This is a genomic window from Nitratidesulfovibrio termitidis HI1 (assembly GCF_000504305.1).
Lineage (GTDB): Bacteria > Desulfobacterota > Desulfovibrionia > Desulfovibrionales > Desulfovibrionaceae > Cupidesulfovibrio > Cupidesulfovibrio termitidis.
Genome location: NZ_KI632512.1, coordinates 3895639 through 3912225, shown reverse-complemented (window position 1 = coordinate 3912225; position 16587 = coordinate 3895639). Strand labels below are relative to the sequence as shown.

The window sequence follows — 16587 nt, the reverse complement described above, 5'->3', positions numbered from 1 at the left end:
CAAGTACGAACACATGCGCCGCCTCCGGGGTTCCGGGGGCGGCGCTTGCGTTGCGGAACGAAGGTGCCTGCTGACCGGTAATGCCCTTGCTGGCCACCATGCCGGACACGCCTTCACGTGACGCCGCGCTCTTTGCCCCTTGTTGCGTCATCACAAAAAGAGACTTATTATATCCCCAATCACACAATAAAGAGTAATTTATGACCCGAAACACCAAGTCCCAAGCAGCACTGTCGCAACAGGAACTGGACGCCCTGCGGGAAATGGGCGCACGCATCCGCTACGCGCGCAAACGCCGTGGGCAGACGCTGTCCAGCCTTGCGCAGCGCATGCTGGTAACACCCAAGACGTTGCGGCGGCTGGAGCAGGGCGACCCGGGCGTCAGTCTCGGGCTTCTCGTCTCGGCATTGTACTGCCTGGGGCTGGACCATGACCTTGCAAGCGTGGCGGCCCCGGCCACCGACGAAATAGGGCAGCGCCACGACAGCGACAGACTGGCCAGGATCAAGCGGGTCAGGCCGCCGCGCGAGAACCTGGATTTCTGAAAAGGAGGCGCGAAAAATGCGCACCCGCACCGCATACGTCCATATGCATCTTCAGGGCACGTTCGTACCCGCGGGCCTGCTGACCGTAGTAGAGGATGGTCGGCGCAGTTCGTGTGCGTTCCAGTACGGCCACCGGTATCTGGAGCGCGCCGACGCCGTTCCTGTCGACCCCGTGCAACTCCCGCTCGCTGGCGCAAGGAGCCTCCGGTTTGACGGTCCCGTGGGGGGCGATCTGTTCGGCGGCATTCGCGATGCAAGCCCGGACGCGTGGGGCAGGCATGTTCTGGACAGAACCGTGGACCGGCGCGGAGAGAACGCGGGCCTGCAACTCTCGGAGCTGGACTACCTGCTCCGGGCGGGCCCCGGGCGCATTGGCGCTCTCGGCTTCAGCCTGCATCTCGATGAATCGCCCTTTGCGCTCTCCACGCGGCAGGCGGCGACCCTGCCGGGCGCGGAGCTTGACCTTGAGGCGCTGCTGATGGCCGCCGATGCCGTCGACAACGAGGAAGACCTGGAGCCCCGCTACAGGCGTTTTTTCATACGGGGATCATCCCTGGGCGGAGCCCGGCCCAAGGCGGCAGTGGAGCTTGACGGTCGCCACTGGATAGCCAAGTTCGACCGGGCAAGGGAGGCCTGGCCGACATGCCGGATCGAGCACGGGTGCATGCGGCTGGCGCGCCTGTGCGGTATCGACGTGCCCGACACCCGGATACTCCGCGTTCTTGGCGGACGGGACATCCTGCTTGTGGAACGCTTCGACCGGCGTCCGGGTGAGCACGGAACCGAACGGATTCCGTTCGTGTCGGGAGCGACCATGCTCGGCTACACGCAGAGCCAGGCAGAACAGGGTGGGAGCTACCCCGGCCTGGCCGCAGCCATGCGCCGCCACTGCCGGGCGGACACACTGCAGCAGGACATCGCCAGACTGTACCTGCGCATGGCCTTCAATGCCCTGGTCAACAACACCGACGACCATCTCCGCAATCATGGGTTCCTGTACGAACAGAAAAACAGCCAGTACGGGCGAAGTAATGGACAGTACGGGCACAGTAATGGCCAGTACAGACACAGTAATGGATGGACGCTTTCGCCAGCCTACGACCTTGTCCCCCAACCGATCATGGGCAACTATGACGCAGAGGTGCGCACACTATCCCTGACGATCGGCGAACAGGGAAGGCTGGCCACCGAACGCCACCTCGTGGAGTCCGGAGGACCGTTTGCCCTGGCAAAAGACGAGGCGCGCCACCTCGTTGCGGGTTTGAAAGACATCATCGCCTCGAAGTGGGAGCAGGTGTTCCGTGAAGCGGGCGTGCCCTCGCGGAGTTTTTCCGAACTGCGCGCGTGCCTGGCCCCCGGGCTGAGCACGAGACAGGACGGCGCGGCCCAATAAACGTGCCCATGGCACTGCTGAACCTGAGGCCTGATCGGCAAACATCTCTGTCGCATTTTGCATTCTGCATGCAAAACGATTGACCCACCCCCTCCCCACGGCTAGGGTTGCCCCATGAAGCTTCCCACGCCTACCCCCGGTACGCCGGACTTTGCCCCGCACGCGTCACGGGATTCGATTCCCTGCGCCCCCACCGCCGCCGCACCCGTCCCCGACGGCCTTGCCGCCATCCGGCACGAAAACCTCGACGACAAGGTTTACGAGCGCATCCGGGCCATGATCGCCGACGGCATACTGGCCCCGGGCCAGCGGGTGGCGCAGGAGGCGCTGGCCGCGCGCCTTGGCGTCAGCCGCACCCCGCTGGTCAACGCCCTGAAGCGGCTGGCGCAGGACGGTTTGCTGCGGGCCATTCCCCGCCGGGGGTTCCGGGTGCGCGAACTTTCTCCGCTGGAACTGGTGCAGTTGTTCGAACTGCGCGAACGGCTGGAACCCTTGGCGGCGGAACTGGCCGCCACGCGCATCACCCCGGACGAGGCGGAACGCATGGCCGACGAATGGCGGGCCATGACCAATCTGCCGGACACGCCGGAAGCGCACCAGACCTACGTGGAGCGCGACCGGGCCTTTCATCGGCGTCTGGCCGAACTTTCCGGCAACCCCTTCCTGCGCGCGGCCATGGACCCGGTGAGCATGCTGGCCGCCGCCTACCTGCACGGCACTCCCCGCCCGTGGGAAGATACCGTGCCCGACCATCTGGCCATCATCGACGGGCTGCGCCGGGGCGATCCGGCGGCCAGCGGCGCGGCCATGCGCAATCACATCGCGCCATCGCTGGCGGCGTTGCGCCAGGCCCTGGCCGAAGCCGACGCGCCGTCTGCCCTGCCCTCGTCCCCATCGCCAGCCCCGTCACCGCCTCCGTCTCCAGGGCTTGCTGGCGACGACAGCCACGAGCCGCCCAAGGCCGCCTGAAGGAATTTTCGGCAAAACCCCACAAGCCCCAAACCCCACAAGCCCCGGACGGGGTCCGGGCGCCCCGCCCCATCCCGGCAACCATCCCCGGCACGCCAGCCAGCGCCCATCCCCCGCAACCGCCAGCAACCCCACCCGCAAGGAGTGACCATGCCCAGATTCGCCGCCAACCTGACCATGCTGTTCACCGAACTGCCGTTCACCGAACGCTTTGCCGCCGCGCGGGCTGCGGGCTTCGACACGGTGGAATACCTGTTCCCCTACGATCACGCTCCGGAAGCGCTGGCCGCCCTGCTGCGCGACAACGGCCTGACCCAGGTGCTGTTCAACCTGCCCGCGGGCGACTGGGCCGCCGGAGAGCGCGGCATCGCCGCCCTGCCGGGGCGCGAGGCGGAATTCCGCGCCGGGGTGGACCGCGCCATCGCCTATGCCAAGGCCCTTGGCGTGCCCCGGCTGAACTGCCTTGCGGGCAAGGTGCCGGACAACGACCCCACCGCCGCTCAGGCCGCATGGTCCACCCTGGTGGACAACGTGCGCTTCGCCGCCGACCGGCTGGCCGAGGTCGGGCTGGTGCTGGTAGTGGAATTCATCAACCGCAAGGACATTCCCGGCTTTTTCCTGCATTCCACCGCGCAGGTGCTGCGGCTGATGGACGAAGTGGGCCGCCCCAACGTGCTGTTGCAGTACGACATCTACCACGCCCAGCGAGAAGAGGGCGAACTGGCCGCCACCCTGCGCGCCCACATGGACCGCATCGGGCACGTCCAGATCGCGGACACGCCGGGCCGCCACCAGCCCGGCACCGGCGAGATCAACTACCCCTTCCTGTTCGCAGAACTGGACCGCCTGGGCTATGCCGGACACATCGGGCTGGAATACGTGCCCGCGCCCGACACGCTGGCGTCGCTGGACTGGATGCTTCCGTACACCAGGCAGGCGTAACCCTGCGCGACACGAAGAAACACAAGGATACCCCCATGCGCACCCCGCTTCCTCACGGGGGCATGACCGGCGTGAAAAGCACGCGGCGGCGCGACGATACCAGTCCGCCCCTCTCCGGCCTGCCCCCTCCCGTGACCACGGACCGCGCCTGACGGCGCTCGCCAACCTCAACAGGGATCTGACATGTTCGAGCTTTCATCGAAACGGACCGATGCCCTGCTGCCCACCGACATCCTGTTCCAGACGGGATACTGGGCGCAGGTGAAGGCCCGGCTGGGCTACACGCCAAAGGCGTTCGACCTGGCCGCCACCGAACGCCACGGCGACGTGCTGGTGCTGCTGCAACCCATGGGGCGCGGCCAGGCCATGGCCTACGTGCCGCAAGGGCCGGAGCACGCCCCCGCCGAGGAGGATTACGGCCCGTTCCTCGAAGACCTTTCCGAAGCGCTGGCCCGCAACCTTGGCCCGTCCGTGGCGTTCATCCGCTACGACCTGCCGTGGGCCTCGCCCTACGCCGCCGACATGCGCACCCACGGCAGCAACGCCTACCCGGAGCCGCGCATCCGCGAGATGCGCATGAACATGGGCACCCGCAACTGGAACCTGCGCAAGGCCCACCGCGACATGACCGTGGCCAGTTCGCTGGTGGTGGACCTGACCGGCACGGAGCAGGACATCCTGGCGCGCATGAAGCCCAAGACCCGCTACAACATCGGCCTTGCGGCCAGGAAGGACGTGCGGGTGGACGTGGCCCCGCCGGACTTGCTGCCGGTGTTCCACGGACTGTACCGCCAGACCGCCCTGCGCAACGGCTTTGCCCCATGCGGCTACGAGCAGTTCCAGGCGCTGTTCCGTGCCCGCCTGCGCGGCCTGCCCCCTGCAAGAACGGAGAATTCCGCGCTGCCGCATCCTGTCTGGACGGATGGGCCATACGGGGCGAACTGGCATGACTGGCGTGATTGGGCAGGCACGGCGGACCGTACGGACGCCGCACGCACCACCCGCGCATCCCCAGGCACCAGCGACGCCGAACTGCTGTTCCTGCTGGCCCGCCACGGCGCGGACGTGCTGGCCGGGGCCATCGTGGCCCTGTGCGGCGCCACCGCGCACTTCCTGTACGGGGCCTCGTCCAACCACAAGCGCCAGTGCATGGCCCCCTACGCCATGCACTGGAAGGCCATGCGCCTGGCCCGCCAGCGCGGCTGCACCGCCTACGACATGGGCGCGGTGCCGCCGGGGCTGGACCCGGCCCACCCCTTTCACGGGCTGCACCGCTTCAAGACCGGGTTCGGTGGCAATGTGGCCCTGCGCAGCGGCTCGTGGGACTATCCCATCGACCACGCCGCGCACCGGGATTTCTGCAACCTTGAATGCCTGGAACGGCACAGGCCGTCCTGATTCCGGACGCCGTAAACCGCGCAACACCATGGGAGCCGCCGCAGCGCGCGACGGCACACCACCGCAAAGGAGCACGCCATGCAACGCATCGGATTCATCGGATTGGGCATCATGGGCGCCCCCATGTGCCGCAACCTGCTCAAGGCCGGATTTCCGGTAACCGCCCACACCCGCAACGCAGACAAACTGCGGGCCATGGCCGCCGAAGGCGCGACGGCTGCGGAAAGCCCCGCCGCCGTGGCCGCAGCATCGGACGTGGTCATCACCATGCTGCCCAATTCGCCGGAAGTACGCGCGGTGGTCCTTGGCCCCGGCGGCATCGCCGAAGGCGCGGCCCCCGGCTGCATCGTGGCGGACATGAGCTCCATCGCCCCGCTGGCCAGCCGCGATATCGCGGCGGAACTGGCCGCAAAGTCCATCCGCATGCTGGACGCCCCGGTGAGCGGCGGCGAGCCCAAGGCCATCGATGGCACCCTGTCCGTCATGGTGGGCGGCGCGCAGGAAGACTTCGATACCTGCCTGCCGGTGTTCAAGGCCATGGCCGCATCCGTGGTGCGCGTGGGCGAGGTGGGCGCGGGCAACGTGGCCAAGCTGGCCAACCAGATTGTGGTGGCGGGCAACATCGCGGCCATGTCCGAAGCGCTGGTGCTGGCCACCCGCGCCGGGGCGGACCCGGATCTGGTCTACCAGGCCATCCGGGGTGGCCTTGCGGGCAGCACCGTGCTGGACGCCAAGGCCCCGCTGGTCATGGACGGCAAGTTCACCCCCGGCTTCCGCATCAAGCTGCACGCCAAGGACCTGGGCAACGTGCTGGAAACCTCGCACGAACTGCACGCCCCCCTGCCGCTGACCGCCCAACTGATGGAAGTGATGCAGGCCCTGATGGCCGACGGCCTGGGCGACGCCGACCACGGCGCGCTGATCCGCCACTGGGAAAAGCTGGCCGGGGTCGAGGTGCGCCGCAAGCCCGCGTAGGCTGGCCTGCAAGCCCGCCGCACCGGAACATGGTCGAACATCCGTTGGACGTCGACTGAACATCAGCTGAACATCGGCTGAACATTCGTTGTTCATTGTCGATGTGAAATTATCATGCCTGGCAACCAGATGCCGCGCCGCCCTACCGGGTGGCGCGGCCTTCGTTTTCCGATCCCGCCGCTGCCGCCCCCCCCCCGCGCATTGCCGCGCCATGCGGACCGCAACGCACTGCGGCCCGCTGCCCACGGTTGCAAATACCATGTGTCACGCGCGTGCATGGCGCCCCGCCCCGTCCACCACGGACTGTTCAGACAAACGGCACGGGTCGTCATGCACAACGCATCCCCTTGTGAGAGCCGTCTTTTTGCGATAGCAAGAGGAACTGACCCGTGCCCTTTCGCACCTCACCAGACGCGCAACCAGAGTGGAGCCCCTCGCATGGCGGACCAGACCCCGCACCTGACCATCACCCCCCTTGGCGGACTCGGAGAGATCGGCCTGAACTGCCAGATCTGGTCCACGCCAGACTCCATGGTCCTGGTGGACTGCGGCCTGATGTTCCCCGAAGACTACCACCTTGGCGTGGACGTGGTTATTCCGCGCTTCGACCATGTGCTGCAGAACCGCCACCGGGTGCGCGGCATCGTGCTGACCCACGCGCACGAGGACCACATCGGCGCGCTGCCGTGGCTGATGCCCCACCTGAAGGCCCCCATCTACGGGTCGCGCTTCACCCTGGCCCTGGTGGAACACAAGCTGCGCGAACACGGCCTGGCCGACCGCGTGGAACTGGTGCCCGTCTCGCCCGACGCGCCGCTGGTGCTCGGCGACATGACCTTTCGCTTTCTGCCGGTGTGCCATTCCATCATCGAAGGCTACGCCCTTGCCGTGGAAACCCCGGCGGGCCGCGTGGTGCACACCGGCGACTTCAAGATCGACCCCAACCCCCTGTCCGGCCCCGGCACCGACCTTGCGCTGTTCCGCGACTTTGCCGGGGACGAGGGCGTGCGCCTGCTGCTGTCCGACTCCACCAACATCGAGCGTGACGGCCAGTCGCTGGGCGAACGCGAGATCATGGACACCTTCCGCCAGTTGTTCGACGAAGCGGAAGGGCGCATCGTGGTCACGCTGTTCTCCAGCCACATCCAGCGCATCCAGGAAGTGTTCGACCTGGCCAGCGAATTCGGGCGCAAGGTGGTGGTCAGCGGCCGCAGCCTGATGAACAACATAGAGATAGCGCGCAACCTGGGCTTTCTGCGGGCAGAGGCTGGCATGATCCTGGACGCCGTGACCATGCCCCCCATGGCCGACCGCGACCTGGTGCTGCTGGTCACCGGTTCGCAGGGCGAGCCGCTGTCGGCCCTTTCGCGCATCATCATGGGCGAGCACAAACAGCTTTCCATCCACCGGGGCGACACGGTGGTCATGTCCTCGCGCTTCATCCCCGGCAACGCGCGGGCCATCACCAAGCTCATCAACCAATTGTACCGGCTGGGCGCGGAAGTCTATTACGACAAGGTGCGCTCCATCCACGCTTCGGGCCATGCCCACCGCGACGAACTGCGCGCCATGATCGAGACCGTGCGCCCCCGCTACTTCGTGCCGGTGCACGGCGAATACCGCCACCTGGTCAAGCACTGTCGCCTGGCGCAGGAATGCGGCGTGGCGCAGGAACGCACCATCATCCTTGAAAACGGCGACCCCATCACCCTCACTCCGGACAGCGTGCGCTTTGAAGAGCACGTGCCGGTGGAATTCATCCTTGTGGATGGCAAGGGCGTGGGCGACGTGGGCCATTCGGTGCTCAAGGAACGGCACATCCTGGGTGGCGAGGGCATGGTCATCGTGGTGCTGGTGGTGGACGAAATGGGTTGGGAAGTGCTGCACGGCCCGGAAATGCTGTCCAAGGGCTTCGTGTTCGAACAGCATTACAATCACGTGCTCGAAGACGCCAAGTGCATCGTGCTGGACATCTTCGAGAACATCCCCCCCGGCGAAACGGAACGGCTGCAGGATCGCATCCGTTCGTCGCTGCGGCGGTTCTTCCGCAAGGTGCTGGAGCGCGACCCCATCGTGGTGCCCGTGGTCACCACCATCTGACCGTCCCCGCCTGCCGGTGCTGGCGAAATTGGCGGTGTTGACGGTATGGACGGAATTGGCGACGCGGGCTTTCCGCACCGTTCCTAAGGGGGAGCGGCGGTTCCTTTCCGGCCCTTTCCGGTCCTGACGGCGCCCAATTTCGGGTACTGACGATGCAACGCGGCGGGCAACTGCCCGCCGGAGCGGAGCGGCGACATGCGCGTGGTACGGGTGCAATACAAGGGCAGCGTGTTCTTTGGCGCGTTGCAGGACGACGGGGTGGTGTGCCTGAACCACCAACTGGGGCTGAAAGACCCCATCCCGCTGGCGGAACTGTCCATCCTGCCGGTGGTGGCCCCCTCCAAGATCATCTGCGCGGGCATGAACTACCGCGACCACGCGGCGGAAATCGGCTTTCCCGTGCCGGACGAGCCGGTGTTCTTCCTGAAGGCGCCCACCGCCGTCATCGGCAGCGGCCAGCCCATCCTGGTGCCGCAAGGCGTGGGACGGGTGGACTACGAGGGCGAACTGGCGCTTGTGGTGGGGCGGCAATGCCGCAATATTTCTCCGGATGCCGTGCCCGCGAACATCTTCGGCTATACCTGCGCCAACGACGTCACCGCCCGCGACCTGCAACGCCGCGACGGCCTGTTCGGCCGCTGCAAGGGCTACGACACCTTCTGCCCCGTGGGGCCGTGGATAGAAACCGACCTGTCCGACACCGCCAACCTGGCCGTGCGCACCCTGGTCAACGGCGAGGTGCGCCAGCAGGGCAACACCGCCGACATGCTGTTCACCCCCAACGAGATGGTCAGCGCCATTTCACGCGTAATGACCCTGCTGCCCGGCGACCTCATCCTTACCGGCACCCCGGTCGGCATTGGTCCCATCGCGCCCGGCGACGAGGTGCGCGTGGAAATCGAGCAGGTGGGCCTTTTGATCAACCCCGTGCTGGCCGCCCCGGATGGGGACGAGCATGCCGAGGTGCCGTTGCAGTAGGCGGGGCCGCCCGCCTCGCCGATTTTGGACGGCGCAGGAATGTGCCGGGGCATGTCCGCCCAAGCGTCTCGCGCGCGGATTTTCGTCATCCCCTCCCACCAACACTTGCCATCCGCCACAATCTGGCGTATGCAGTCCTGCCTTTTACACCAAGCACACTCCGGTTTCGGCCCGGGGTGCCCGCCACGCCTTGAGCGGCGCGGGTTGAAGGGCCATGGCCGGTGTGGAAGAAAAAACCCGCAAGGAGTTCTGAAATGGCTTATGTTTCCATGAAGCAGATGCTGGAAACCGGCGTGCACTTCGGTCACCAGACCCGCCGCTGGAACCCCAAGATGCGCCCCTTCATCTTCGGCGCCCGCAACGGCATCCATATCATCGACCTGCAGCAGACCGTTAAGCTGTTCCGCACCGCCCACGACAAGGTTGTGGACACCGTGGTCAACGGCGGCAAGGTCGTGTTCATCGGCACCAAGCGCCAGGCTCAGGAAGCCGTGGCCGTGGAAGCCGGCCGCGCCAGCCAGTTCTACGTGACCAACCGCTGGATGGGCGGCACGCTGACCAACTTCACCACCATCCAGAAGAGCATCGACCGCCTGAAGAAGCTTGAGGCCATGTTCGCCGACGGCACCGTCAACAAGTACCAGAAGAAGGAAATCCTGCGCATGCAGCGCGAGATGGACAAGCTGCTGGCCACCCTTGGCGGTATCAAGGAAATGGACCGTCTGCCCCAGCTCGCCTTCATCGTGGACCCGCACCGCGAAGACATCGCCGTAAAGGAATGCCGCAAGCTCGGCATCCCCATCGTGGCGGTCACCGATACCAACTGCGATCCCGACCTGATCGACTTCGTCATTCCCGGCAACGATGACGCCATCCGCGCCATCAAGCTCTTTGTGGCCGCCATCGCCGACGCCTGCATGGAAGGCGACGCCATGCGCAAGGAACGCAAGGGCAAGGACGCCGAGGAAGAACTGAAGAAGGCCGCCGCCCCCAAGGCCGAAGCCGCGCCTGAAGCCGTCGCTGACGCCCCCGCCGCCGAAGCCGCCGCCGAGTAACCAGACCTCCACGACATCTCAGGGAGACCGCACAATGGCAATTACCGCCCAGATGGTTAAGGAACTGCGCGAAAAGACCGGCGCCGGCATGATGGACTGCAAGAAGGCCCTGGAAGAAAACGACGGCAACCTCGAAAAAGCCGTCGACTGGCTGCGCCAGAAGGGCCTTTCCAAGGCCGCCAAGAAGGCTGGCCGCGCCACCTCCGAAGGCGTCATCGGCAATTACATTCACTCCACCGGCAAGATCGCCGTTCTCGTGGAAGTGAAGTGCGAAACCGATTTCGTGGCCCGTAACGAAAAGTTCCAGGAATTCGCCAAGAACGTGGCCATGCAGATCGCGGCCAACAACCCCGCCGCCGTGGACGCCGAGTCCGTGGACCCCGCCATCATCGAGCGCGAGCGCGAGGTTTACCGCCAGAAGGCCCGTGAAGAAGGCAAGCCCGAGAACATCATCGAGAAGATCGTTGAAGGCGGCATCAAGAAGTTCTACAAGGAGATCTGCCTCCTGGAACAGCCGTACATCCGCGACGACAAGATGACCATCCGCGACCTGCTGAACGACGTCATCGCCACCCTGGGCGAAAACGTCACCATCGGCCGCTTCGTCCGCATGCAGCTGGGCGCGGAAGAAGCCTAGCCGCAGGACGGAACGCCGCCATGCCGCACGGATGCAACCGCACCGCTACCGGCATGCTGCAGACCGTGCATGCATCATGAAATGAAAGGGGGGTCGCAAGACCCCCTTTTTCGCGGGCTGCGGTTTGGGGTATGTTCCCCAGCGGCAGCCGCGCGGGCGGGGTGCATACGGCACCGCCACACGCAAAGTCCTCCGGCTGCCCCGCCGCCGCGAGGCCCCACGGGACGGGGTTTCGTCCCCCCGGCGCGCACTGCGCGCCCCACGCACAGCAGGTCGCGCGCGCGTTCGGCACAGCGCCACGCCGCCCGGCCCCGGAGAAAGAATACCCATGCGCGATACCTTCCTTGTCTTCGGCCAGCCGCTCATCGAACAGGCGGAAATGGACGAAGTGCTCGACAGCATGAAGCGGGCGTGGATTGGCACCGGCCCCAAAGTGCACCAGTTCGAAAAGGATTTCGCCGCCTACAAGGGCATGCCGTATGCCGCCGCCGTCAACTCGTGCACGGCCGCGCTCCAGCTTTCCTGCCTTGCCCTCGACCTTGCGCGGGGCGACGAGGTGATCACCACGGCCATGACCTTCTGCGCCTCGGTGAACGCCATCATTCACTCCGGCGCCACCCCGGTGCTGGCCGACGTGGACCCGGTGACCCAGAACATCGACCCCGCCGACATCGAACGCCGCATCACCCCGCGCACCAAGGCCCTGCTGGTGGTGCACTTTGCCGGGCGCGCCTGCGACATGGACCCCATCATGGACATCGCGCGGCGGCACAACCTGGCGGTCATCGAAGACTGCGCCCACGCCATCGAAACCACCTACAAGGGCAGGCAGGCGGGCGACATCGGCGACATCGGCTGCTTCAGCTTCTACGCCACCAAGAACGTGGTCACCGGCGAAGGCGGCATGATCCTCTCGCGCGACAAGGCCAGGATCGACCGCATGAAGATCATGGGCCTGCACGGCATGAGCGCCGACGCCTGGGCCCGCTTCTCCGATGCGGGCTACAAGCACTATTACGTGGTCGATCACGGCTTCAAGTACAACATGATGGACATGCAGGCCGCGCTCGGCATTCACCAGCTGAAGCGGGTGGAAGCCTACTGGAAGCGCCGCGAAGCCGTGTGGCAACGCTACATGCAGGCCTTCGCCGACCTGCCCGTGGGCCTGCCCGCCGCGCCCGAACCGGACACCCGCCACGCCTACCACCTGTTCGCCATCCGGGTGAACGAGGCGCGCTGCGGTGTCTCGCGCGATGCCATGCTGCCCATGATGACCGCCCGCAAGATCGGCGTGGGGGTGCACTACCTGGCCATTCCGGAACACCCCTACTACCAGAAGAACTACGGCTGGAACCCGGACGACTACCCCAACGCCGTGACCTACGGACGCGAAACCATCTCGCTGCCGCTCTCGCCCAAGCTGAGCGAACAGGACGTGGACGACGTGATCGAGGCCGTGCGCGACATCGTCACCGGCAAGGGGTAACGCTGACGGTCAGCTGTTTTTGTCAGCCTCCGGCGGGCAGGGGGCTTTGCCCCCTGCACCCCCGAGTTTAACTTCTCCGTCTTTTTGGCCTTTCCCCTTCCTCCCCCAACCTCAACCCCGCCGCCACCGGCAGGACTGCATGCGCCCCGCCATCACCGGCCTTGTGCTCACCTACAACGGCGAACGCCTGCTCGACAGGTGCCTCGCCTCGCTGTCCTTCTGCGACAAGGTCCTGGTGGTCGATTCCTTCAGCACCGACCGCACCGTGGACATGGCCCGCGCCGCCGGGGCAGAGGTCGTCCAGCGCAAGTGGGAAGGCCCCGGCCCGCAGTTCCGCCACGCGCTCTCGCTCATCGACACCGAATGGGTGTTCAGCCTGGACCAGGACGAAATCTGCACCGAAGAACTGCGCGAAAGCGTGCTGGCAACCGTGCGCGCGCAGGTGCGCGGGGGCGAGGGCAGCCACACCGCCAAGGCAGGCCATTGGGTGCCGCGCCGCTCGTGGTACTACGACAGGTTCATGAAGCACAGCGGCTGGTACCCGGACTGCCTGCTGCGGCTGTTCCGCCCGGCCCACATGGAAGTGCACGTCTCCGGCGCGCACTACTCGTTCCACCCCAGGGGCGAAACGGGCCGACTGCGCGGCGACATCCTGCACTACCCGTACGACAGCTTTCGCCAGCACCTCGACAAGATCAACTCGTACGCCCAGCAGGGCGCGGACGACCTGCGCGCCAGGGGCCGCCAGGGCGGCGTGGCCGTGGCCACGGCGCACGGCCTGGCCCGGTTCATGAAGCTGTACGTGGTCAAGCTGGGCTTTCTGGATGGCCGGGCGGGCTTCATCAACGCGGCGCACGGGGCGTTCTACGCCTTTCTGAAGTACATCCGGGTGCAGGAGGGCGATTGGGGCGCCCCCTTCGACCATCACTAGAACGCACGGACAGCAGACTGGCGCCCCGGCAAACGGCTACTGCACCATCGGCACCGACGCCCCGCGAACGAACACGAATTTTCGACGACGCAACATACAACCACCACACCGAGGGACGGACATGAGCGAACTCCGCTACAAGCGCGTGCTGCTGAAACTCAGCGGCGAAGCCCTGGCGGGCGAAAACAAGTTCGGTATTGACCCCCAGACTGTTTCGAAGATATGCGAGGAAATCGCCGAGGTTGTCGACATGGGCCTGCAAGTGGCGCTTGTCATCGGCGGCGGCAACATCTTCCGCGGCCTCTCCTCGTCAGCCAGGGGCATGGACCGTTCATCGGCCGACTACATGGGCATGCTGGCCACGGTGCTCAACGCCCTGGCCGTGCAGGACGCCCTGGAAAAGATCGGCCATCCCACGCGGGTGCTTTCGGCCATCACCATGCAGGAAGTCTGCGAGCCGTACATCCGCCGCCGGGCCGACAGGCACCTGGAAAAGGGCCGCGTGGTCATCTGCGCGGCGGGCACCGGCAACCCCTATTTCACCACCGACACGGCGGCCGCGCTGCGCGGCATGGAACTGAAGTGCCAGGCCATCATCAAGGCCACCAAGGTCGACGGCGTCTACGACAAGGACCCCATGAAGCATGACGACGCCGTGATGTTCCGCAGCCTCGGCTACGCCGAAACGTTGCAGCGCAAGCTTGGCGTCATGGACTCCACGGCCATCACCCTGGCCATGGAGAACGACGTGCCCATCATCGTCTGCAACATGTTCAAGGGCAGCATCAAGCGCGTGGTCATGGGCGAAGACGTCGGAACCATCGTACACGGAGGCTAACCCCCATGGATATGGATACCATTCTTCTGGACGCCGAAGAGCGTATGGAAAAGGCCCTCGGCTCGCTGGACCGCGAATTCGCCAAACTGCGCACGGGCCGCGCCTCCACCTCGCTGGTGGACAACATCAAGGTGGACTACTACGGCACCCCCACGCCCATCAGCCAGCTGGCGTCCGTCAGCGTGCCCGACAGCCGCACCCTGACCATCCAGCCGTGGGACCGTTCGGCCTTCCAGCTGGTGGAAAAGGCCATCATGAAGTCGGACCTGGGGCTGAACCCGGTCAACGACGGCAAGATCATCCGCATCTCCATCCCGCCGCTGACCGAGGAACGCCGCAAGGACCTCGTCAAGGTGGCCCGCAAGTACACCGAAGAGGCCAAGGTGGCCGTGCGCAACGTGCGCCGCGACGCCAACGACGCCCTGAAAAAGCTGGAAAAGGGCAAGGAGATTTCCGAGGACGACGTGCGCAAGTCCACCGACGACGTGCAGAAGCTGACCGACCGCTTCGTGGCCAAGTCGGACGAGAAGTGCACGGCGAAAGAAAAGGAAATCATGGAACTTTAGGAGGCTGCCTCCGAACAGCTTCTCCATGTTCGGTCGCACGGAATGATTCCACATGGCCGGTCGCGCCCGCGGCAGTCCCGCCCCGCACACGCGGTTGGACGGACGGGCGGGCGGACCGGCCATGGCGCATATGACGCGGGCGCATCGCCGCACCAGAGGCTTATAGTGAACAACGCTCCCTCGGCGGGTTCCCCCACGCCGGACACACGGTCACCGGACACGCTTTTGCCGGAAACCCTGCCCCGCCATGTGGCCGTCATCATGGACGGCAACGGGCGCTGGGCCACCCAGCGCGGCCTTTCGCGCAGCGACGGGCACCGGGCGGGCACCGAGGCGGCCCGGGCCATCGTCACCGAATGCCGCACGCTCGGCATCGGCCACCTGACCATGTACACCTTCTCCAAGGAAAACTGGGGCCGCCCCGGCGCCGAGGTGAAGTTTCTGTTCGAGCTGCTGGTGGATTTTCTGCGCGAGGAATTGCCCAACCTCATCCAGCGCGACATCCGGCTGTCCGTGTTCGGCCAGCTGGCCGACCTGCCGCTGGCCGCGCGCAAGGCGCTGGAGCACGCCATTTCCCGCACATCCTCCTGCACGTCCATGCGCCTGAACCTGGCCCTCAACTACTCCGCCCGCGATGAAATCCTGATGGCCTGTCGCGCCCTTGCCGCCGAAGGCCTGACGCCGGAAGCCATCACCGAGGAAGCCTTTGCCGCGCGGCTGTGGACCGCGGGCCAGCCCGACCCGGACCTGGTCATCCGCACCAGCGGCGAGGTGCGCATCAGCAATTTCCTGCTCTACCAGAGCGCCTACAGCGAATTTTACTTCGCCGAGACCCTCTGGCCGGACTTCACCCCAGAGCATTTCCGCGCGGCCCTGCGCGACTACGCCGGGCGGCAACGCCGCTTCGGCAAAACGGAGGCAACCCCCGCGTGACCTCGGCATCTCCCCATTTCCAACGCGTCGTCACCGGCACGGCCCTTGCCGCCCTGCTTACCGTGGGCCTTGCCATCGGCGGCTGGGTGCTGCTGATCATGGTGGTGGCCGTGGCCAGCCTTGCCCTGCTGGAATTCTACACCATGTTCTGGCCGGGCAACGCCCGCCTGCCGCTGAAGGCCGTGGGCATGGCCCTTGGCGCCGCCGTGCTGGCGGCAGGCCACATGGACCGCCCCTGGATGGTGCTGGGCTGCGTTGCCGCCGCCTTTCTGGTGGGGGCCGTGGGCTTTCTGCTGACCTGGGGCAACGGCGAGGACGACTGCCGCTTCACCGAAGGCCAGGTGCTGGCCAGCGGCATCCTGTACGTGCCCGTGCTGCTGCTGCCCGCCCTGCACTTCAACCGCTGGGAACAACTGGTGGTGGTGCTGGCCGCCGTCATCTCCGACACCGGGGCCTATTTCATCGGCACCTGGTTCGGCAAGGCCCGCATCTGGCCGCGCGTCAGCCCCAAGAAAAGCTGGGTCGGCAGCCTTGGCGGCCTCACCCTGTGCGTGCTCGCCACCACCGGCGTTGGGGTTGCCGCAGGCACCGCCCCGTGGTGGGCCTTTGCCCTGCTGGGCGGCCTGCTGAACGTGGCCTCGCAACTGGGCGACTTCTTCGAATCCGCCCTCAAGCGCACCCTCGGCGTCAAGGACTCCGGCGCGCTCCTGCCCGGCCACGGCGGCCTGCTCGACCGCATCGACAGCCTGCTCTTCGTGGTGCCCGCCTTTGCCGCCCTGGATTCGGTGTTTCCGTTCTTTTAACTGGACATGATCGGGGGAAGGGGGGCACCCCCTTTTGG

15 protein-coding genes and 1 pseudogene are annotated in these 16587 nt (G+C 66.1%); all 16 read left to right on the top strand.

Annotation, left to right across the window (positions count from 1 at the left end):
- Positions 1-200: 200 nt before the first annotated feature.
- Entirely contained in the window at positions 201-545 is a 345-nt protein-coding gene (locus tag DESTE_RS15605) for a helix-turn-helix domain-containing protein (RefSeq protein WP_035068645.1), read from the top strand.
- Between the two features lie 16 nt (positions 546-561).
- The gene (locus DESTE_RS15600; protein WP_051384507.1) at positions 562-1938 is read left to right on the top strand and encodes a type II toxin-antitoxin system HipA family toxin; all 1377 of its coding nucleotides are present in this window, start codon (positions 562-564) and stop codon (positions 1936-1938) included.
- Between the two features lie 114 nt (positions 1939-2052).
- Positions 2053-2907: a GntR family transcriptional regulator gene (locus DESTE_RS15595; RefSeq protein ID WP_084559499.1), complete on the top strand. Its 855-nt coding sequence runs from the start codon at positions 2053-2055 to the stop codon at positions 2905-2907.
- Positions 2908-3057: 150 nt separating this feature from the next.
- Complete coding sequence (hyi, locus tag DESTE_RS15590; RefSeq protein ID WP_035068642.1) at positions 3058-3849, top strand: hydroxypyruvate isomerase; 792 nt, start codon at positions 3058-3060, stop codon at positions 3847-3849.
- A 183-nt stretch (positions 3850-4032) separates the two neighbouring features.
- Entirely contained in the window at positions 4033-5247 is a 1215-nt protein-coding gene (locus DESTE_RS15585) for a lipid II:glycine glycyltransferase FemX (RefSeq protein ID WP_035068640.1), read from the top strand.
- A 54-nt stretch (positions 5248-5301) separates the two neighbouring features.
- Positions 5302-6222: pseudogene (gene garR, locus DESTE_RS15580) on the top strand (2-hydroxy-3-oxopropionate reductase); the annotation flags it as partial.
- Between the two features lie 438 nt (positions 6223-6660).
- Positions 6661-8322 (top strand): ribonuclease J, encoded by a 1662-nt coding sequence (locus tag DESTE_RS15575; RefSeq protein WP_035068636.1) that lies wholly within the window; start codon positions 6661-6663, stop codon positions 8320-8322.
- 195 nt (positions 8323-8517) lie between these two features.
- A complete protein-coding gene (locus DESTE_RS15570; RefSeq protein ID WP_035068635.1) occupies positions 8518-9300 on the top strand; it encodes a fumarylacetoacetate hydrolase family protein in 783 nt (260 codons plus the stop codon).
- Positions 9301-9554: 254 nt separating this feature from the next.
- Complete coding sequence (gene rpsB / locus DESTE_RS15565) at positions 9555-10355, top strand: 30S ribosomal protein S2 (protein ID WP_035068633.1); 801 nt, start codon at positions 9555-9557, stop codon at positions 10353-10355.
- A 34-nt stretch (positions 10356-10389) separates the two neighbouring features.
- Positions 10390-10992: a translation elongation factor Ts gene (gene tsf / locus DESTE_RS15560; RefSeq protein ID WP_035068630.1), complete on the top strand. Its 603-nt coding sequence runs from the start codon at positions 10390-10392 to the stop codon at positions 10990-10992.
- Between the two features lie 328 nt (positions 10993-11320).
- A complete protein-coding gene (locus tag DESTE_RS15555; protein WP_035068627.1) occupies positions 11321-12478 on the top strand; it encodes a DegT/DnrJ/EryC1/StrS family aminotransferase in 1158 nt (385 codons plus the stop codon).
- Between the two features lie 139 nt (positions 12479-12617).
- Positions 12618-13409 (top strand): glycosyltransferase family 2 protein, encoded by a 792-nt coding sequence (locus DESTE_RS15550; protein ID WP_035068624.1) that lies wholly within the window; start codon positions 12618-12620, stop codon positions 13407-13409.
- A 121-nt stretch (positions 13410-13530) separates the two neighbouring features.
- Positions 13531-14247 (top strand): UMP kinase, encoded by a 717-nt coding sequence (pyrH, locus tag DESTE_RS15545; RefSeq protein ID WP_035068622.1) that lies wholly within the window; start codon positions 13531-13533, stop codon positions 14245-14247.
- 5 nt (positions 14248-14252) lie between these two features.
- Positions 14253-14813 (top strand): ribosome recycling factor, encoded by a 561-nt coding sequence (gene frr, locus DESTE_RS15540; RefSeq protein ID WP_035068619.1) that lies wholly within the window; start codon positions 14253-14255, stop codon positions 14811-14813.
- A 237-nt stretch (positions 14814-15050) separates the two neighbouring features.
- A complete protein-coding gene (gene uppS, locus DESTE_RS15535; protein ID WP_198015395.1) occupies positions 15051-15746 on the top strand; it encodes a polyprenyl diphosphate synthase in 696 nt (231 codons plus the stop codon).
- Positions 15743-16549, top strand: coding sequence for a phosphatidate cytidylyltransferase (locus DESTE_RS15530; protein WP_035068614.1), 807 nt, complete (start codon positions 15743-15745; stop codon positions 16547-16549). Before uppS ends, DESTE_RS15530 begins: the two co-directional genes overlap by 4 nt.
- Positions 16550-16587: the final 38 nt, after the last annotated feature.

Excerpts from the sequence above, each read along its gene's own strand:
- DESTE_RS15595 (WP_084559499.1), top strand. The coding sequence starts at position 2,053 with ATGAAGCTTCCCACGCCTACCCCCGGTACGCCGGACTTTGCCCCGCAC.
- tsf (WP_035068630.1), top strand. The coding sequence starts at position 10,390 with ATGGCAATTACCGCCCAGATGGTTAAGGAACTGCGCGAAAAGACCGGC.
- rpsB (WP_035068633.1), top strand. The coding sequence starts at position 9,555 with ATGGCTTATGTTTCCATGAAGCAGATGCTGGAAACCGGCGTGCACTTC.
- DESTE_RS15585 (WP_035068640.1), top strand. The coding sequence starts at position 4,033 with ATGTTCGAGCTTTCATCGAAACGGACCGATGCCCTGCTGCCCACCGAC.
- DESTE_RS15570 (WP_035068635.1), top strand. The coding sequence starts at position 8,518 with ATGCGCGTGGTACGGGTGCAATACAAGGGCAGCGTGTTCTTTGGCGCG.
- hyi (WP_035068642.1), top strand. The coding sequence starts at position 3,058 with ATGCCCAGATTCGCCGCCAACCTGACCATGCTGTTCACCGAACTGCCG.
- pyrH (WP_035068622.1), top strand. The coding sequence starts at position 13,531 with ATGAGCGAACTCCGCTACAAGCGCGTGCTGCTGAAACTCAGCGGCGAA.
- DESTE_RS15605 (WP_035068645.1), top strand. The coding sequence starts at position 201 with ATGACCCGAAACACCAAGTCCCAAGCAGCACTGTCGCAACAGGAACTG.
- DESTE_RS15550 (WP_035068624.1), top strand. The coding sequence starts at position 12,618 with ATGCGCCCCGCCATCACCGGCCTTGTGCTCACCTACAACGGCGAACGC.
- DESTE_RS15600 (WP_051384507.1), top strand. The coding sequence starts at position 562 with ATGCGCACCCGCACCGCATACGTCCATATGCATCTTCAGGGCACGTTC.
- frr (WP_035068619.1), top strand. The coding sequence starts at position 14,253 with ATGGATATGGATACCATTCTTCTGGACGCCGAAGAGCGTATGGAAAAG.
- DESTE_RS15575 (WP_035068636.1), top strand. The coding sequence starts at position 6,661 with ATGGCGGACCAGACCCCGCACCTGACCATCACCCCCCTTGGCGGACTC.
- DESTE_RS15555 (WP_035068627.1), top strand. The coding sequence starts at position 11,321 with ATGCGCGATACCTTCCTTGTCTTCGGCCAGCCGCTCATCGAACAGGCG.